Origin of the sequence: Streptomyces solitudinis, assembly GCF_036323765.1 — a bacterium.
Lineage (GTDB): Bacteria > Actinomycetota > Actinomycetes > Streptomycetales > Streptomycetaceae > Streptomyces.
The window spans coordinates 1-19487 of sequence record NZ_JAZDCW010000012.1; the positions used below are offsets into that span (position 1 = coordinate 1).

Genomic DNA, 19487 nt, shown 5'->3' on the forward strand with positions numbered 1-19487 from the left:
CCGCTCCCGCTCCGCGGGAGCGGAGGCGGCTCGCTCCGCTCACCGCCGGGTGGCACGCGCTCCGCGCCCGCCACCCAACCGCAGGGCATCCGGCCCGCGTTGCGGGCCGGGGCCGGCCTCCGGCCGACCCGTGGCCTCCGCTGCGCTCCAGCCACTCGGGGCACTCCCCCAACCCCCATGCGGGCCAGGCGTGCCACGCTCCGCGTGGCCCACCCACAGGGCTCACGCCACAAGCAGCAGCAGGGAAGGGGGGTGACGGGTAGTCGGGCGGGTGACGGAGCGCGGGGACCGGCCGCCCGCAGAAAGGGAACGGACTGAGGGGGTGTCAAGGCGCTGGATTGGCTTGCGATAAGGCAAGACTAGCAGCTTTCGGCCACGTTAGAGGGAATCTTGCGATCTGTGTGCTTCATTTTTGGCGCCGAGATAAGCTATGGACTCAGAGCACACCACCCCGAACCGCTCCGAAGGGTTATCGAGATCCATCCCACGGCCTTGCTGGTGCTCCGGTTAGGCAAAGCAACCAGCCGATCGCGTCAGTCCAACCGTAGCCCTTGCGACTCCCCTACGTGCAGGTTTCCCGTTTCCCGCCGCTCGAATCGACCGGACGGCACCCCAGGAGAAGGCAGGCGATATGTCGAGCACAGACCGCGTTGACCAGCGCGAGGCAGCCCAGCGAGAAGCCATTGACGCGGTCGTGTGCGCCCTCGAATTGCCTGCAAGATCACTTGTGCCCGAGCGGGGGCTTCGAACGCAGGTGATCATGGCGACCGGGTCCGGGAAGACGCGGGTGGCGGTCCGCAGCGCGGAGGAGCTCCACGCGGGCCGTGTGCTGGTGCTCGTGCCCTCGCTGGACCTGCTGGCGCAGACCGAGGCCGCGTGGCGCGAGGGGGGCCGCCGGGGGCCGATGATCGGGGTGTCCTCGCTGCGGGGTGAGGAGGTGTCCTTCCCCAACACCACGGACGTGGACGAGCTGGTGGAGTGGACGCGGGGCCTGGAGAAGGTGACCGTGTACGCCACGTACGCCAGCCTCGGGCTGGGCACGCTGGAGCGGGCGCACGCCGGGGGCCTCGCGGCTTGGGACCTGATCGTGGTGGACGAAGCCCACCGCGTTTCGGGCCGGATCGGGAAGCCGTGGGCGGTCGTCCACGACAACCAGAAGATCCCGTCCCTGCGCCGCCTCTACATGACGGCCACGCCGCGGCTGTGGCAGCTCGGGGACGAGGACGAGGCCGACGCCCCCGGCGAGCTGGTCGCGAGCATGGACGACGACCCCGCCGGCCCCTTCGGCAGCCGCTGCTTCACCCTGACGCTCTCGGAGGCCATCGACCGGGGAATCTGTGCCCCCTACCAGGTCGTATGCGTCGACGTCACCGACACCCAGCTCCAGGCCGCGCAGCTCCTGGGCGCCGAAGGCCGCTCGGCAGAGGTGCGCGGGGCCCGGCTCGCCGCGCTCCAGACCGCCCTGGTGAAGGCGTCCGCGGAGGAGGGCTTCCGGCGCACTCTCGTGTTCCACCACGTGGTGAAGGAGGCCGAAGCGTTCGCGGCCGGCCTTCCCGACGTCGCCGCGCAGCTGCACGCCAGCGACCCCGAGCTGTACCCCAAGACGATCTGGGCGGACTGGCTGTGCGGCGACCACAAGCCGCTCCACCGCCGCCGGCTCCTCGGGGAGTTCGCGGCCGGGATCGCCACGGACGGCACCGTCGTGGAGAAGTGCTTCCTCTGCTCGGTCAAGGTCCTGGGCGAGGGCGTCGACACCAAGCACTGCGACTCCGTCTACTGGGCCGACGTACGCGGCTCCATGCCCGACCTCGTCCAGGCCGTCGGCCGGGCGCTGCGAATGCAGCCCGGCGAGGGCAAGGTGGCTTCCCTCGTGGTGCCGGTGCTGCTCGGGCCCGGGGAGACGGCGGACAACATGCTCACCTCCCGGGCCTTCGGCGGGTTGGCGAAGCTGCTGGAGGCGCTGCGGGCGCACGACGCACGGATCGTGGAGACCCTCGCGGAGCAGCAGGCCCCGAGCCGCTACAAGCCCGTCAGCAAGGACGAGAGCGGCAAGAGCACGGGCGGGAGCAGCGAGGGCTCCGGAGGCGTCAGCGCCCCCGCCAAGGCCCTGCTGAAGTTCTCCACGCCCCGCGACCCGGCCGCCCTCGCCGCGTTCATCAACCTGCGCGTCCTCAACCCGGAGCACGAGCACTGGCGGCGCGGCGTGGAGGCCGCCGTCATCTACGCCCGCGAGCACGGCGACCTGAAGGTGCCGTTCACCTTCCGGGTGCCCGCCGCCGTCGACGGCCAGGAGGCGGAAGCCACCGGGTGGCCGGCCTCGCTCGCCGGGTTCCCGCTTGGGCAGTGGACCGCCGACGCGCGCCGGTTCTACGCCCGCGGTGACCTGGACGAGGACCGCGTCACGCAGCTGGAGAAGCTCGGCATGATCTGGAGCCACTACGACGTCGCGTGGGAGGAGGGCCTGTCCGCCGCGCGCGGGTGGGCCGCCGAACACGGGCACCTCCTGGCCCCGCTCGACGCCACCTACCAGGGCGCGAAGGTAGGCATCTTCCTCAAGAACGCGCGGGCCGCCGCCCGGAAGGCGCAGGAGAACGAGCAGCGGCGTGCCGAGGGGTTGCCGGTTCAGTCGTCGGCCGGGGCGCTGTCGGAGGAGCGGCGCGAGCAGCTGGAGGAGATCGACGCCTCCTGGTGCCCGGCCTGGCCGGTCACGTGGCAGCGATGCTTCCACCTCGTGCGGATGCACCTGGACGCCGGTGAGGCGCTACCCACCGAGACGGGCGACGTCATGCGCCAGAGCGAGGACCTCGGGCGGTGGGTGCAGTCGGTCCGGCTCGGCTGGGACCAGCTCACCACCGTGCAGCAGTGGATGTGCGAGCAGGTCCTCGGCATCGAACCCGCCAGCGAGGACGAGAAGCCGCGCCCGCGCCGTACACAGGCCGACAAATGGGCCATGAACTACGAAGCCGCCAAACAGTTCTACGAACGCGAGGGCCACCTCCAGGTCCCCAGGAAGCACGTCGAACGGATCGTCGGCGAGGACCAGGAGGAACGCGAGCACAAGCTGGGCGCCTGGATCAGCAACCAGCGCTCCCGGGCGGCGACGCTGACGCCGAAGCGGATGGAGAAGCTGTCCGCCATCGGGATGCGGTGGTCCTGATGGTGGGCGTCATCGTCACCGCGGCCGCCGCCCTCGCGGCCGGCCATCTGCTCGGGCGGCTATGCCCGTGGCAGTGCCTGGGCGAGGTCAGCCGGAGAGCTCGCTGCTGGGGACCTACTCGTCCACGTTTTCACGCCTCGGGCAAACCGGGTTGTCACACGTCTGGAGATCGAGGGCGTAGGTCCGCTTCTCAGTGAAGGCGAGCACTTCCACTCGCTCGTACCGCCGGGGCCACCCGCACACGCAGGCGTCTGAGTCGTCGCTCGTGGCGTTTGTCATGTACTACTCCATATTCTGTTGTGGCGCCTCAGTATCCAACCGCGCTATGCCGTGGGCGAGGACGCATCGGGCTCCGGATCCTAGGCGCTCTGCCGCCAGGAGCCAACCCGTTTTGCCCGAATCATGGCCTATGTGAGTACTCTCACTCGAGGGGTTCTCGCTGCAGACGCCAGCGCGCCGTCGGGCAGGAGTCGCAGCAGAGAACTGGTGGGTGTGCGCCCGAACTGCCGTCGGCGTCGTCGAGGGACCGCACGCTCGAACGGATCGGATGGCAGGGAGTCGTCTTCCTGGCACCCGATCCGTTATGTCAGGCGTCGACCAGGTCCAGGAGGTCCTGGAAGCGGCGGGCGATGTATTCATCCGCACAGGCACGCTTCACCGCGCGGTCCTTCTGAAGGCCGCTGACATCATCACGGATGATCTCGCGGTCCTCCTTGAACATCTGCTCGATCAGAGGCGCGGCGCTGTTGCTGTAGAAGACCTTGCGGTTGCGGCCCATCGTGCCGTAGCCGCCCTCTTCTCCGATGTAGCACAGGGTCATCCAGCGGACGATCTGCACCCGCACGTCCGCAGGAACCGAAGCGAGCCCCCCAAACTCGGGGAACAGCCGGAGGGCGGGGCCGTGGGAGGCATGGGCCCTCCAGCTGTGGCCGATCTTCTCCAGGGCCTCAAGCTGGTTTCGGAAGAAGGCAGTTCGCTGAGCCTTGCGGAAGTACGGCAGGATGCCGGCCGCGTGGGCGACGCGCACCTGGAGCTCGGTGAGCGGCGCGCGTCCAATCTTGTCCATCTGGTATGTGGCCAGGTCAACACGTACGGAGTTGCCCGTGAGGGCATCGAGTTCCTGGATGAGGACGTAGGAGTTCTCGCGGACCAGGTCGGGTTCCGAGTCGTCCAGAGCCACACTCAGCAGGAACTTGAGGATCTCCAGCTGCCGGGTCTCGGGGGCGTGCTTGTAGTCGGTCAGGAGATCTGGGTCGGCGGTGACGGGGCCGGACGCCTGAACGATCTGCTTGACCTCCGAGACGTGGATGAGCGTGATGGGGTCGCGGGAGAGGACCGCGTCGATGCAGGTCTTGAAGATGTAGATGCAGTCCTCGATGCCGGCCTCGTACTCGGCGTCCTCGTGCTCCAGGTCGCGGCGGATGTCGTAGGCGCGGGTCATCTTGCGCCATTCGGGTCGGCTCAGCAGCCCCATCCGGTAGGAGAGGTCGATGAGCTTGGCGGTAGAGTAGTTCTCGATGTCCTCACCGCCGCGGCTTCCCCGGTTGATCGGCGGCAGCTTGTGGGCTGCGGCGACTTCGGAGGCGATGTCAATCCCAGCGATTTGGACTTTCTCCCGGAGATCCTGGATCGCAGCGTTGAGCAGGCGCTGACAAGCACTGCTCGGATCCACCGGCAGCAGACGACGGACCCGTTCAATCAGTCCCTTGGACTGCCACTGCGGCCGAATCTGCCCCATGAGGGCCGGGACCTCGCTGTTCGAGATCAGATCGCTTGCCGGGTGCGGTACGACTTCCCCCACTGATTGCTCCTTGCACAGTTCGCGCGAATCGTCTGACGATCCTAGGGACCCGCTCGCCCGGCAGTCCGGGGATTTCTCTAAACGGCACCGTTCCGGGCGGCGGCCGGCGCCAGTCATCTGAACCGGCTGACCGGGGGCGTGCCGGGCGCAGCATGTGCGCCCGGCACGCCGCCTCCATCAGGCGGCGCGCACTGGTGGGCCTGGCCGCCGCGCCACTGCACCCACGGCGGGTCGTCCCAGATGGCCTCGGGTTCGGCGACGCCGACGCCATCAAGAACCACGACCAGGTCGTGGTCGCTGTAGGCGGTACCGAGGATCTCGTCCCGGCCGCTGCTGTGCACGGTGACCCTCCGGCCGCCCGAGCTGGAGGGCCGGTGCACGACGATCGGCGCGCTGCTCACGCCTCCCAACGTGCCCCGGGCCGATCGGCCGGGCGACCTAGCGATCTTCGACGATGAAACACGCTCGCTGGTAGAGCTCGTCGAACGTGATGATCTCGACGTCCTGGATCGATGTCCGATAGAGCTCGAAGGAGTTGATCTTCTCCGGGTTCACGGCGCCGTTGTGAGTGAACTCGCGCAGGCTGCCGATCACCACGACCTGCCGGGGCCGGGTAGTGGACATTTCGACGCCGGTCGGAGTGCCGTCGTCGTCGTAGATGCGGGTGAGGAACTCGCGGGAGATGAGCTGCTGGGCCTTGCTGGCGGTCTTCTGCACCTGCGCCACGCCGCCACCCAGTTCTTTTGATGCCTGGTAGACGCCCGCGCGGTACGGGGTCCTGGCGAGCAGCTCCGTGTCGTGGGTCTTGATTTCACAGAAGAGCATGCTGCTGATCAGGCCCTTGGAACGCATGATGGCGTCGATACGTTTGCCTGCTCCGCCGAAGATGTTCGCACCGGTGGTGATGCGTTCCAGCTTGCCGTCGTCGATGGATTCGCAGGCAATGAGGTTGAGGCCGTAGCCGAAAATCCACTGGTTCGCCTCGAAGAAGGCCTGCCAGACCGCTTCCGCCCCGCGCGTCGTTGCCAGGCTCTCCTCCTGCTGGAAGTAGTCCGGATCGGTCAGCAGCCGCTCGAACCTCTGGAGCTGCCCTCTGCGGTTGCTGATCAGCCGGATGTCCTCTTCGGTGAGCCCACCGCCGATCGCGGTCCTGACCGCACTGAGAACCATCGTCCGATCCTGGCCGGCCAGCAACTGGGTCAGTTGGCCCTCGTCCCTGGCCACAAGCTGAAGGGAGTCACCGGGCGTGCTCAGCCCCGCGCAACCCTGGAGGAAGTTGATGACTTTCCAGAAGTTCTCGTGGACATCCCCGGCGTCGACGAGCGCCTTGACAGCCCGGGTGGTCCCGGTATCGGGCACCGTATGCGTAGCGGAGACCTCCCCTGCCTTCCTCTTGTCCTTCTTCCACAGCTTGATCCTCGGCGTGAAGATGTCGCCCTTCTTGATGATGGTGACGTTGCACAGGGTGGCCACCCGGGGCCGGTCGTCGAGGACGAAGTCGGTGATCATCCGGCGTGCGCGGGTGTCGTAGAGGTAGTGGAACCCGCTCCTGTCCTGCGAGGCACGGATCTCCAGATCGGCAAAGTCCCTGCGGGTGACGTCGAACTCGGTAGTGGAGAAGGAGAGGCGGAGGCCGCGAACGATGGGAGTAGCGGGTGCCGCAGCATCGGTCCGCCAGTCCGGGGAGATGTTGGGCAGCGGCCGGGTATCGCCTTCGACCACAAAGTTCTGGACGTCGGTGCGTCCGAGCTGGCTGAGCAGGGGCTGCAGTGTCCGCCAGATCACCTCCTTCGTCTCCGGGGTGCAGGCGGGGTGGAGTTCGCGCTCTACGGTCAGGACCGCCTCGTAGGTGTCCGCCGTCCAACCGTCACCAGGCGTGGGGTTGAAGAAGCCGCCGTCGCGGCGCAGGGTCAGGACAGCCGTGCGCAACAGGTCACGTGCGGGCTCCTCGCCGGCGCAGTCCAGGAGGCTGTAGGTCTGCCCGAGGACCAGGTCGAGCTTGCTCGTGTCGTCGTCGTTCAGCGGCAGCGGGACCAGCGGTCCCGTGGGCGGAATCCGGACTGGCGTGTAGATAGGGCGGCCGGAGAGGAAGTCGTAGGAACGCAGGCCCCATCCGTCGGGTGCCAGCAGCCGGTTCAGCTCCTCAACCTGCTTCATTGCCTCATCGACGCTGGCCGCGACCTCGGGATGGACGGTTCGTGCCAGGAAGGCGAGCAGCACCTCGTCCGGTCCATCGGAGAGCCCCAACCGGGAGTCCTCGAAGATCCAGTCGTCGTCCAGGTCGTAGTTGTTAATCCGGTGCTGCTGGATGTCAGCGCGGACAGTCGGGAGCTGGCTGTTATCGGCCGTAGGTTGGTCCAGGTCGTAGAGGTCTTCCAGGAACGTGACCTCGTCCAGTTTCCCCCACCAGGGGCTCGATATCTCGCGCAGATAGTTGAAGATGTCATACCGCGTCACTGCTGTGATTGATGGCTGCGGGTGTGCCGAGGTGGGGTCAGTGGACGTCATGTGTCTCAGGATGAAGGGCAGGGCGGCCGGGTGCCAGCAGATCAAGACATTTCCCCTCCCTGACGAAAAGTCAGGCAAAGCGCTGTAGCAGGACCGTCGACCACGAGGCGCGCACCGCCCCTGTCGCGGCTGGGCAGGACGGTCCTGCCCAGCCGTGGTCTCCGTCCGGACGTCAGCCGCAGAAGCGGGAGAGCCAGGTGTCGCCGGCCTTCTGCTCAAGCACGGCCTGGCCCTGCTCCTCGTACCGGTGCTCGTTCGACCAGGCTTGCTGGGTGTTGCTGACGTACCACCGGTCGCAGTCTCCGCACAGAGACGGACGGGGCTCTGAGGGGGTACCCCAGTCGGCGCGCTCGACCGTCTGCCACCGTTCGTCGGTGAACGCTGCCCCGCACTCTGCGCAGTCGGGACGGCGGGCGTATCGCTGGAAGCTGTGCTGCGCCGTCCCACGACGCCCCGGCTCCTGCTGCTTCTGCTCGGCGACAGTGTGGCGTTCGGCAGCGACGGCCGCGAGCTTGCACCCGTCGCACAGGTGCGGATGGGAGTCCTTCGGGGTGCCCCAGTCCGTCGCCTGTGCCGCTTCCCAGCGTTCGTCGGTGAACTTCGCCCCGCAGCCGGTGCAGACGGGGCGGCGCGCCTCCCGCTCGGCTGCCTTCTTCGCGGCCTGCTCCTGCGCCGCGCGCTGCGCCTTTGCCTGGTGCTCCGCCTGGGCGCGGGCGGCCTCTTCCCGGGCGCGGGCGTCGGCGGCCTCGCGGCGGGGGTTGCCGATCGCCTCCAGGAGCGGCTGCATGTGGTCGCGGCCGAAGCGGAGGAACACTGCTCCGGCCGAGCCGTGCTTGCTGAGGTTCTCCAGGGTGGCCGCGATGATCGGGATCTTCCCGTCGTAGAGGTGGTAGCCCTCGCGCTGCCACTCTCCTTTCCAGAGGTGGCGGGTGAGCTCGATCAGGCGTGCGGCGGTGCGGTCGGGGTTGCGCTTGCCGATGTGGTTGAACACCAGCAGCACGGGCGGGTGCGGCGCCTCCCTGTACCGGTCTGCGGGGGTGGTCCAGCGCGTGCGCCACATCGGGCGCTCACGGCCGTCGGTGTCCTTCGCGGTGCGGCGGAAGAAGCGGGCGTACTTCTCCAGCTTGGCGGCGAGCTCCTCCGCGGTCTCGTGGCAGTTGTCGACCTCGATGAACAGCAGCGGCACCTGGTCCTGCGGGGCGGTGAGAACCAGTTCGGCTTGGGCGCCGCCCTTGCCGGGTGCCTTCCACGTGCCAGTGGCGGGCAGCGGGACCTCGGTCCAGTACGAGGCGATGGTGCCCACGCCGCGCGGTCCGTCGACGGCGGCCTGGGCGGCGGCCTGGACGTGCAGCGGGTCGACGGTGAGCCTGGCCATGTTCGGCTTCGGGCGCAGCAGTGCGATCACCGTCTCGTTGACGGCCATCGAGTGGGAGGCCCCGCTGGAGCCCGCGCCGCGCGCGGTGGAGCCCATCTCCGTCACCGGCCGGTTCAGCTCGTAGGAGGCGGCCAGAAGGCCCTTCGGGGTCAGGTTCCGCAGGGCGTCGCCCGTCCCGGTGGAGCCGCCGTTCTCGGACAGGCCGCGGCAGCGCATGTCGGAGAGCGCGGCCGTGTGCGAGGCGGTGCGGGCCTGCTTCCGCTTCGACGGCGTCGGCTTGTCGGCGTGCCGGAACGTCAGGTGCGGGGCGCCGATCCGCTGGATCTGATCCGTCGTGGCAACCTTCAGCGCTCCGAGCACGCGCAGCACGTCGCCGCGGTAGCTGTTCGTCGACCCCGCCGGGTTCGTCTTCCGCTTCCCCGCCATCAGCTCTGCTCCCTCATGGTCCGCGACCGGCCGCCGGCCGACCGCTGCTGCCGCTGGCCGCGCCCGGCCGGGGAAGGCGTCCGGGCCCCCCGGAACCCGATGCTCTCCTCCAATACGGACATCAGGAGGAGAGAAGAGGGTTGTGACGGCGCGGTTTTCGCGCCGATTACGGCTCTGACAAGGGGTTTCCCTCCGGCCTCGGGTGCCGGGCACCAAAGGGGGATCCCAAGGGGCCTTCGAAGGGAGCGCCCAGGGAGCCCCCTTGGGCCTGCCCGCCAGGCGCTGGCCTTCCGGTGTGATCGGCCCGAGCGGCGGTGCTGCCCGGCCCCCGGGTGAGTACTCGTCATCGTCTCGTCTCCTTCGCTGGCCCCGGCCGGGGTGGTCGGGGCGAAGGAGCAGCGTGCACGGACCCCCCTTGTCCGCGGTCTAACTGGCGCCGGTAGCGGGCGCGGTCAAGGAGAAGCACGGCCGTGGTTGGACCGGTAGCGGAGGCGGACAAGGGGTCAGGGTCAGGTTCGCGGTCGGGCCGACCCTGCCGGACAAGGGGGCCGGGTTTGACCCTTGCAGACCGGATTCGTCCTGTTCGGCCGAGGGGGGAGAGTTCTCCCCCGTCGGCGGCCGGACTCTGTCCACAGGGCCGCAGTTCGAGGGTGTCTTCGAGGCCGCCGCGATCAGCGGGGCGACCCGAAGATGAGGAGCCACCCATGCCCGAGAACACCGTCACCACGCCGCTCGCCCCGATGGAGCCGGAGGACGTCGCCGACGCCTTCGCCTACATCCAGGCGATCCATGCCGCCGACATCGACACCGCCTGCGCGATCGCCGACGACACGGGCCCGGAACTGCACCGGCTGCTCTTGGACGTCGCCGCGCGCGTCTTCATCCCCGTCACCGCCGCGGACGACCACGACGGAGAGCCGTGCGAGCACTCCTTCCTGGCCGCCGCGCTCGGACGCCTGCTGCTGGAGCTCCTGTGCCACAGCGTGTGCCTGGCCGGCGCGCTGGGCATGGCCGACACCATCGTCCGCTTCACCGAGAACATCCTCACCGAGGACCACGGTGGCGTCGCTGACGTCCTGCGCCAGCTGGAGGCCGCGGGGATGAAGCAGGCGATGGAGGCGCACCGCACCACCGCGTAGCCGCACCTCCGGGACGGTGGTGGTGCGGTGGCGCGCGTCCCCGGCGCGTAGCCGCACCACCGTGGTGCGCTCCACCCGCACCACCGCACCGCACCGCGCCACCGTGGTGCGCTCCACCGCACCATCGAGCCGCACCGCCGAGCGCCGGCGGTGCGGTCTCCCGGTGTCGCCGCACCGCGCCGGGGCGCGCCACGGGCCGGGCGGGCTCCTCTATCACAGACCCCCTTGACCGCGACCTGATCGCGAGCCGAAACCGGCGATGTCAAGGAGAAACCTCGCGGTAGCAGAGCTGGACAAGGGGGTGTAGCGGAGCCGGACAAGGGGGCCACGCGCGTCCGGCCGCACCCGGACAAGGGTCGGCGGCGGGCGAACCGGCGCGGTGCGGCGCACCGGCGCGCGCGAGTGCTGGGCATGTCGGAGTGGTGCGGTGAGGGACGCGGTGGCGCACCACATCGGTGCGCACCACGGTGGAGTCCATCGTCGTCCGGCGCACCGAAGTGGAGTCCACTCGGTGGAGCCCACTCGGTGGAGCCCACCCGGTGTCGTGCATCGCCACTGGATGCAGAACATCGTGGCTCCACTCAGTGGACGGTGTCCGGCATCGTCACCACAGCCAGGCGTTGGAGTGCCGCACCCGGGACAGGGCGCGGGCATCGCGGCGCGCGGCCGCGTTGCCGATCCGGCTCTGCCGGGCGCGAGGCCGGCGCGAGTTCCTCGCGGCGAGGCGGCGCTTGGCGGCTTCCTGGTTGCACAGCGCGCTACAAGACGCTTTGGGGACAGGTCCCCTGGCCGGCCAGACCAGTGCTCGACTACCTGCGTGGCTGTACAAGCTCTACGAGGAAGCAGGCAAGCCGGGATCGGCGAAACCGGGCCATGCCATCGGGTGCGCGCACAGCACAGTCCTCAGGCTGCTCAAAGGGCCTCCGCCGGCGGACGACCTGTACGCGCGTACCGCCTCATCGGACACCTGGCGGAAAACCGAACGCAGAACTCCGAAGAGGAGTGGGACGGCGGCTGCCGTCACTGGCCAGGGAGCGTCACGTGGCGATTCGGTGCGTAGTACCGGGGCGCCTGGCCTGCGGCGCGTGCCGCCGTGATGATCCACTGGTAACGGTCACGCCCAAGGGGATCGAACCGCGGCCGCAGAGGCTCGCGAGGCCCGCCTGTCGTCGGCGCCGCAGAATCGGTGCGCCACCCGGAACACCGGGTCCAACCACCGTTAGATCCTGCGGAGCGGCGACACCGTGATCGGCTCCATGGAGTCGACCTACAGCGACGGCCTCCCGCTCCGGGCGTAACGGCTGGACCGGCTACCTCGGCACCACCCCGGCCCGCGCTGCAGGACCCGTGAGCAGGCACCAGTGGACCTGGCGGCGCGCTGGGTCCGGTCGGTCACCGCCGCACCCAGGCGCACCATCACCAGCGACTGCTGACCACCGTCAAGGACCGGGGGACTACCTGGGCACCTCGTAGGCCACTTTGTCCATGCACACAGGTTTCTGGTGCTCAAGATCATCGGAAAGCGCTTGGCTTTCCGAGCTGTTGCTGTTCACCGTCTCTCAGGATCTGGGGCAGTCCTCAGGCTCGTGGCAGGATGCACAGGGAGCAGTAGGTGATCCAGGGGCGGAGAGTGTGGCGCGGGTGGGTGTCGAAGAGCGCGACGAGGCGGACGTGTTTACGCACGATGCTGCGGTGCCGGCCGTAGGACAGTTAGTCACCGTACGCAACCGTCATTGGGTGGCCACGGCGGTGGAGCGCTCCTCGATTGCAGTCGAGCAGCCGGGCAGCCCATTACTTGCCGAAGCCCAGCACCTGGTCTCTCTGGTGTCTGTGGACGGTGACGCCGGCGACGAGGAGCTTCGCGTCCTGTGGGAGCTGGAGCCCGGTGCCACAGCTCGTGAGCAGCACGCCCTGCCCTCACCGGCTGCAGGGTTCGACGATCCGGCAAAGCTGGACGCCTTTTTGGACGCGGTGCGCTGGGGTGCGGTGGCGACGGCGGACAAGACGCTGCTGCAGGCGCCCTTCCGTTCCGGGGTCAAGCCGGAGGACTACCAGCTCGACCCAGTGGTGCGGGCACTGCAGATGCCGCGTACGAACTTGCTGATCGCGGACGACGTCGGCCTTGGCAAGACCATCGAAGCCGGTCTGGTGATGCAAGAGCTGAAGCTGCGACACCGGGCACGGACGATGCTGATCGTGTGCCCTGCGTCACTCACCCTGCAATGGCGCGATGAGATGCGGGACAAGTTCGGTCTCACCTTCAAGATCGTGGACGCGGAGCTGCTGAAGGAGCTGCGAAGGTCACGCAGCCTGTACGCGAACCCGTGGACGCACTATCCGCGCTTGATCGTCTCGATCGACTGGCTCAAGCGCGAGCGGCCGTTGGCGCTGCTGCGCTCGATCCTGCCGCCGGTGCCCCAGTACCCGCGAACCTTCGATCTGCTCGTGGTCGACGAGGTGCACACCTGCGCGCCCTCGGGCTCGGGGAAGTACGCGGTTGACTCCCAGCGCACGAACGCGATCAAGACTCTGGCCCCGCACACCGAGCACCGACTGTTCCTCTCGGCCACCCCGCATAACGGCTACCTAGAATCCTTCACCGCGCTGCTAGCACTGCTCGACAGCCACCGCTTCGCCCGTACGCTCAAGCCCTCGGAGGAGGCCAAGGCCCAGGTGATGGTGCGCAGGCTGAAGCGGGACCTGCCACCGAACTGGGACGGCAGCCCGCGTTTCCCGGAGCGCGACCTCGACCATCCCCTAGAGGTCGCCTACGACGCCGCCACCCGCGATGCCTACGCGAAGCTCGATCAGTACGCGCAGTCCCGTCGAGAGGCGGTGAACGGGCAGCTGGCACTAGCAGGCATAGCTCCGAGCCGCGCCGCGGACTTCGTCGTCACACTCCTCAAGCGCCGCTTCCTGTCCAGCCCGAAGGCCTTTGCCAACACGGTGGAGGCGCATCTGCAGACTATGCTGACACGGGAGCGGCAGGACGAGCCCGAACGGGATGGTGACTCCGGCGCGCACACGGCGTCGGAGAAGATCCTGGTCAAGATGATCGAGCAGCTGGACGAGACGGCGGAGGACGACACCGCCTTCGAGGAAGCCGCGCGGGAGGCCCTCACCACTGCCCGCCGGTTCGTGCCGCCGCTGTCTCCTGCCGAGAAGACTCTCCTGGAGGAGCTGCGCGACTGGGGGCTGCGCAACTCGGACAAGGCCGACGGCAAGTTCACCGCGTTTCTCGGCTGGCTGCGCAAGAACGTGCAGCGGAACGAGACGGGTACCGACGGTGTGAACGGCCGCTGGGACGGCGAGCGGGTCATCGTGTTCACCGAGTACCGCGACACGCAGCGCTGGCTGTACGAACGGCTGATCAGCGCCGAGATCCCCCACGAGGCCATCGCCCAGCTTTACGGCGGCCAGGACCTTGACGAACGCGAGCGCGTCAAGAACGTCTTCCAGGATGACCTGGATGTCGACCCGGTGCGCATCCTGCTCGCTACCGACTCTGCGAGTGAGGGCATCAACCTTCAGAACCACTGCCATCGCGTACTGCACTGGGAAATCCCGTGGAACCCCAACCGCCTTGAGCAGCGCAACGGCCGAGTGGACAGGCACGGACAGACCGCCGCGAAGGTCGAGATCGTGCACTTCGTCCCCCAGGGCTGGGATCGGCAGCGCGAGGATGACACCGGATTCACCGAAGGCACCCTGGAGGACGCGATGGCGTTCCTCGGCGTCGCGGTCCGCAAGGTCGAACAGATCCGCACCGACCTCGGCAGCGCCGGAGACGTGATCGCCAGCCAGGTCGAGCAGAAGATGCTCGGCAGGCGCTCCAGCTGGCAGACAACCGACCGGGAGATCCAGCGCCGAGCCGGCAAGGCCGTACTGAAGATCGAACGGGATCTGGCGCACGATCTGCAGCAGGCCCAGGACCAGCTCACCCGAGCCCGCACTGAGCTGAACCTGAGCCCGCAGACGATCGAGCGGGTGGTCCGCACCGCGCTGCGGCTGGCCCACAACAAGGACTTGATCGACATGCCGTCGCCCAAGAAGGTTGCTGCGCGCTGCTTCAGGCTTCCGGAACTCAAGGGAGATTGGGCGCAAGCCCGCAACAACGGCCTGCGGCACCCGGTGAGCGGCAAGGAGCGCCCGGTAACCTTCGACCAGGACTACGCTGGCCGCGCCGACGTCGTGCTGCTGCACCTGAACCATCCCCTGGTTGACCTGTGCTTGCGCCTGCTGCGCGCCGAGCTGTGGTCTCAGGGTGAGCACGGCGACCACCTGACCCGGGTCACCGCCCGCGTCGTCCCCAGTGACCTGCTGCGCAGCCCGGCGGTGATTGCACATGGCCGTGTCGTGATCACCGGAAACCGCGGCGTGCGCCTGCACGAGCAGATTGCCCTGGCCGGTGGACTGATCGAGCACGGCAAGCTGGCCGTGGAGAAGGACTCCGACGTCCTGGAGCGCTGGCTCGCTGCCGCGTCGCAGGACGCACCGCCGCCCGAGCTCCTCGACCGGCTCGCCGGACTGTGGGAGGCGCTGGAGGCACCGCTCGGCAAGGCACTGGCGGTCGAGTCCAACAAGATCGTACGCAAGCAGCGCAATGTCCTGGCCAAGCGCTGCGAGGAGGACGTCAAGGCGATGCAGACGGTGCTGACCGAACTGGAACGCAACATCCGCGAATCACTGGACTCCAGCCCGCAGTGGCAGCAGATCTCTCTGCTCACCGCCGACCCGGAACGCGAGCAACTCAAGAAGGACCATACGGAACTGGAGGCACACCTCGCGGCCATCCCCGCACAGCGTGACTCGGAGGCCGCGGCCCTGCGCCACCGCTACGCCGACCCGGTCGCCCGCCGCTTCCCCGCCGCGGTCACCTTCCTCGTCCCCGCCTCCTTGACCATAAGCGCTACCGCAGACCAGGCAGGCCGCTAATGCCAGCACGCACCCGCACTCCGAAACCCAGGCAGCAGACCCCGATCGAGCAGCACGGCGAGTGGCTCAACCTACTGCGTGCGGACGGCCCCTTCATCAGTGCGAAAATCCTTGCCGAGGCATTCCCTCAGGGCCTCGGCGTCGTCGAAACCGCGCTCCGGGCCCGCCTCCGGCAGGCGTGGGCCGAGCTCCAAGCCGCGCCGGAAACCCTCTGTTCCGCCTGGCAGAACCTCATCCTGGAGGAACTGCTCGATTACCGCGGGCAAGCGCTGCGGCAGGGCTCGATGCTGCCACGCGAACTCGCCGAAGGCTCCGGCATCGTCCCCGACGCGCTGCTGATGGGCCCGGCCGACCCGACCAGCGGCCTGCCCGGCGCAGCCGAACGCGCCCTGATCTATCGCCGTCCCTGGGGCGAATCGCTCACCCGCGCCCGAAAGAGCCTGCCGTCACTGGTCGAGCAGGCTGCCGAGCTGTGCCGACGGCGTGCCGTCCCCCTCGCGCTACTCACCAACGGGCGCCTGTGGGTCCTGGTCCATGCACGCCCCTCGACGCCGACGTCCTTCGCCGTCTTCGACGCCGACCTCTGGTCCGAAGAGCCATTGCTGCTTCGTGCCTTCGTCTCGCTGCTGGCAGCCCGCTGCGCCGCGATCGCTCCGAAGGACCGCGACGGCAAGGACACAGACTCCCTGGGCGCCCTGTTCACCCGCACCGCTCAGGACACCACTGCCGTCACCAAGACTCTCGGCCGGCAGGTCCGCGCGGCCGTGGAACTCCTTATTGCCGAGCTCTCCCGCCGCGACCGCGAGGCCGGCGGCAGGGTGCTGGCGGACGTCGCCCCCCGCACCGTCTACCGCGCCGCCCTGACAGCCATGATGCGCGTCGTCTTCCTCCTCTACGCAGAGGAGCAGGCGCTGCTGCCCGCCGACGATGAGCTGTACGCGGAGTCCTACTCGGTCACCAAGCTCTACGAGCGCCTCGACCAGGATGACGCCACCATCGCGGACCGTGAGTGGGCCGCCTGGCCCACCCTGCTCGCCACCTTCCGAGCCATCCACGGCGGCGCCCGCCACCCGGACATGTGGATCCCCGCGTACGGCGGATCACTGTTCGACCCAAGCAGGTTCCCGTGGCTGGAACGGCTAAAGGTCAGCGACCGCGTCGTCTTCGCCATGCTCGAAGCGCTCATCATGCTCAAGCGCACCACCACGACCGGTAAGAGCGCGCCACCGGAACGCCTCTCCTACAAGGGCCTCGACGTCGAACAGATCGGCCACGTCTACGAAGGCCTTCTCGAATACTCCGCCGTCCGCCTCGACGAGACGCACCTCGGACTCAAGGGCAAGTCCGGCAGCACCGCCAAGCTCGTCAACCTCGAAACCTGGCACGCCACCGGACGCCTCCAGGCTGAGGTAACCAAGCTCGCCGGACTGACAAACAAGCAGTTCACCACCGCACTGGCCACCGAACCGACCGGGGAAGAGATCGGCCAGCTCGACGCGGCCTGCGACAATGATCCTGAACTCGCCGCCCGCGTCCGGCCGTTCTTCGGCCTGCTGCGCCCCGACCTACGCGACGAGCCGGTCGTTCACCCCGCCGGGACGGCCATCGTCACCCAGGTCGGCGACCGACGCGACTCCGGCACGCACTACACCCCACGCGCCCTCGCCGAAGAGATTGTGCTCCACACCCTCGACCCGCTCTGCTTCTCACCCGGCTCCCCGGACGGCATCCCGCGCCCCGCCGACGGCACCCAACCGGCCGAGTGGCGAGTACGGCCGGCCTCGGAACTCCTGGCACTCAAGATCCTCGACCCCGCGATGGGCTCCGGAGCGTTCCTGGTCTCGGCGTGCCGGTACCTGTCCCAACGCGTCGTCGAGGCATGGGACCGCGACGGAGTGCCGGAGATGGTCGCCGCACGCCTGGGCGCACAGCTCGAGGACCGCGACGCCCTGCTCCTCGAAGCCCGCCGCATGGTCGCCGACCGCTGCCTATACGGCGTCGACAAGGACGAGATGGCGGTGGAACTCGCCAAGCTCTCACTGTGGCTGGTCACTCTCGCCAAGGGGCGGCCCTTCAACTTCGTCGACCATGCCCTGCGCTGCGGCGACTCCCTCATCGGCTGCCTCACAGCGGACCAGATCGAAGCCTTCCACCTCATGCCCAGCGAGGGGCGGATGAAGGTCCGCCTCACCGACGAGATCGACAAGGTCATCGGCCCGCTGCTGTCACGGGCCGCGGAATTGCGCCGTGACATCGAGGAGCACGAGGTCTTCGACATCCGCGATGCGCGGCAAAAGGCGGCGAAGCTTGCCGAGGCCGAGTCGTTGACCAAGCGGCTGCGGCTCGCGGCGGACGCCGTGGTGGCAGCGAAACTGTCCACCGCGATGGCCAAGTCCGACGACGCCTACAACGACCGCCTCGCTTCCGTTGCGGATCTTGTCGAGCGGGCACTGCTGGGCGACAGGGACGCGGAGGCCGAGGCCCGTGCCATCGTCGACGGTTGGCTGCGCGGCCCTACCGACGGACCGCGCACCGCGCCCCTGCGCCCGCTGCACTGGCCACTGGAGTTCCCCGAGATCATCGCCGACCCCCTTCGAGGGAACCGGCGCTTCGACGCGGTAGTCGGGAATCCGCCGTTCTCGGGCGGTAGAAGGCTAGGCGGCCGGACCGGAGCCGATGTAAGCAGCTATATTGGCAATGTAATTGCGAATGGAGTTGACGGTGGTGGCCGCGCCGACTTCGTTTCCTACTTCTTGCTCCGTGAGTTCGCCCTGACGCCGTGTGGACGTCTAGGCATGATCGCGACCAAGAGCATTGCGCAGGGCAAGACTCGCCAGGCTGGCCTAAAGCAAGTAATAAGTAGCGACATTGCTGTCTATCGGGCAACCAAGTCTCTCTCTTGGCCGGGAGAAGCGTCCGTATACGTCGCGCTTCTCTGGCTCGGCAAAACAGGCAAGCTGGAGCAGTGCATCCTCAATGGGAACGTGGTTCCAAGGATCGATTCGAGCTTGAGCAGGCCGTCACGGAGCAGCGGAGAGCCCCGGAAGCTCATGGCATCTACCGGTCAGGTCTCCATGGGATTCATCCTAAATGGGGACGGATTCAAGCTGGACAGTGCAGCCGCCGAAACAATTATCAATGCTGACGTCCGCAATAAAAATGTCATTCGCCCCAGGCTGGTTTGCAAAGACGTAAATAACCGTCCAGATTCATCGGCAAGTGGATGGGCAATCGACTTCAACGACCTTCCTGAAGAGGAGGCCCGAAAGTACCCAGAAGCCTTCGCAATCCTTGAAGAAGAGGTCCGTCCGCAGCGCCAACGCAAAAAGCCGGACGGAAGTTACCAACTTCGTGGCCATTTGCCGGTGCGCTGGTGGCAATATGGAGAGCGGCAGCCTGCCCTCCGCAAAGCCATTGCCGATCACGATCGGGTTCTCGTGCTCGGTACCCCGAGCAAGTACGGCCTGCCCGTGATTGTCCCCAATGGGCAGGTCTATACGAATACTCTCTTTGTATTTCATTCACCCGAAGTTGAAGCGATGCTCGCGCTCTTGAGTAGTGCCTGGCATCTTAACTGGTGGTCTGTCAAGAGTGAGTCGACATTGGAAACGCGGCTCCGCTACACCCCCTCTGACGGCTTCGCCACGTTCCCGCAGCCGGAGGTCACTCCGCGGATCCGTGCTGCGGGTAAGGAATTGGACATTTACCGTCGTCATGTCCAGCTGTCGCGGACGCCGCAGCTCGGCATGACTGATCTCTACAACGAGGTCCATGATCCGGCTAACCATGACGCCGATATCCAGCGGCTACGCGAGATCCACGTCGAAATCGACGAGGCCGTCGCCGAGTCCTACCTCGCGCACCCTTTCGCTGCACGATTCGGTTGGACGCCGCTCGCGCTGAACCACGGCTTCCACGAGACTGTCCATGGCCTGCGCTGGACTGTCGATCCTGATGTTCAGACCGAGATGAACGATCGTCTGCTCGAGCTCAACCATGCCCTCTACGAGGACGAGGTTCGTCGCGGCCTCCACAGCAAGAAGGGTTCGGCCAAGCCCAGGAAGGCTGCGGTCCGTAAGCCGCCCCACGCTCCCGAGGACGTGCTCTGGTAGCGGAGCCGCCTGCTGCTTAGACCGTGTCCTATGT

At 67.8% G+C, this 19487-nt stretch carries 8 protein-coding genes; 4 read left to right on the forward strand and 4 right to left on the reverse strand.

What is annotated here, in order from left to right; translation table 11 throughout:
* Nucleotides 1-631 precede the first annotated feature (631 nt).
* Nucleotides 632-3157, forward strand: coding sequence for a DEAD/DEAH box helicase (locus tag V1J52_RS23905; protein WP_330142043.1), 2526 nt, complete (start codon nt 632-634; stop codon nt 3155-3157).
* 586 nt (nt 3158-3743) lie between these two features.
* Here V1J52_RS23905 and V1J52_RS23910 read toward each other — a convergent pair.
* The 4 genes from V1J52_RS23910 to V1J52_RS23925 form a co-directional block, all read right to left on the reverse strand.
* A complete protein-coding gene (locus V1J52_RS23910; protein WP_330142044.1) occupies nt 3744-4958 on the reverse strand; it encodes a hypothetical protein in 1215 nt (404 codons plus the stop codon).
* 113 nt (nt 4959-5071) lie between these two features.
* Nucleotides 5072-5359 carry a hypothetical protein gene (locus tag V1J52_RS23915; RefSeq protein WP_443075910.1) on the reverse strand — a complete coding sequence of 96 codons (288 nt, stop codon included), beginning with the start codon at nt 5357-5359 and terminating at the stop codon, nt 5072-5074.
* Nucleotides 5360-5396: 37 nt separating this feature from the next.
* Complete coding sequence (locus V1J52_RS23920; protein WP_330142045.1) at nt 5397-7466, reverse strand: Shedu anti-phage system protein SduA domain-containing protein; 2070 nt, start codon at nt 7464-7466, stop codon at nt 5397-5399.
* A gap of 172 nt (nt 7467-7638) precedes the next feature.
* On the reverse strand, nt 7639-9267 hold the full coding sequence (locus V1J52_RS23925) for a replication-relaxation family protein (protein WP_330142046.1): 1629 nt from the start codon (nt 9265-9267) through the stop codon (nt 7639-7641).
* Between the two features lie 704 nt (nt 9268-9971).
* On the opposite strand from V1J52_RS23925, the gene V1J52_RS23930 reads away from it, so the two are divergent.
* The 3 genes from V1J52_RS23930 (at nt 9972) to V1J52_RS23940 (ending at nt 19453) form a co-directional block, all read left to right on the forward strand.
* Entirely contained in the window at nt 9972-10406 is a 435-nt protein-coding gene (locus V1J52_RS23930) for a hypothetical protein (RefSeq protein WP_330142047.1), read from the forward strand.
* Between the two features lie 1641 nt (nt 10407-12047).
* Nucleotides 12048-15341, forward strand: a complete 3294-nt coding sequence (drmD, locus tag V1J52_RS23935) for a DISARM system SNF2-like helicase DrmD (protein ID WP_330142048.1) — start codon at nt 12048-12050, stop codon at nt 15339-15341.
* Entirely contained in the window at nt 15341-19453 is a 4113-nt protein-coding gene (locus V1J52_RS23940; protein WP_330142049.1) for a DNA methyltransferase, read from the forward strand. The genes drmD and V1J52_RS23940 overlap by 1 nt, the downstream gene beginning before the upstream one ends.
* Nucleotides 19454-19487: the final 34 nt, after the last annotated feature.

Bases quoted from the DNA above. Each gene is read 5' to 3' on its own strand.
- V1J52_RS23940 (WP_330142049.1), top strand. From the start codon at position 15,341: ATGCCAGCACGCACCCGCACTCCGAAACCCAGGCAGCAGACCCCGATC.
- V1J52_RS23930 (WP_330142047.1), top strand. From the start codon at position 9,972: ATGCCCGAGAACACCGTCACCACGCCGCTCGCCCCGATGGAGCCGGAG.
- V1J52_RS23925 (WP_330142046.1), bottom strand. From the start codon at position 9,267: ATGGCGGGGAAGCGGAAGACGAACCCGGCGGGGTCGACGAACAGCTAC.
- V1J52_RS23920 (WP_330142045.1), bottom strand. From the start codon at position 7,466: ATGACGTCCACTGACCCCACCTCGGCACACCCGCAGCCATCAATCACA.
- V1J52_RS23905 (WP_330142043.1), top strand. From the start codon at position 632: ATGTCGAGCACAGACCGCGTTGACCAGCGCGAGGCAGCCCAGCGAGAA.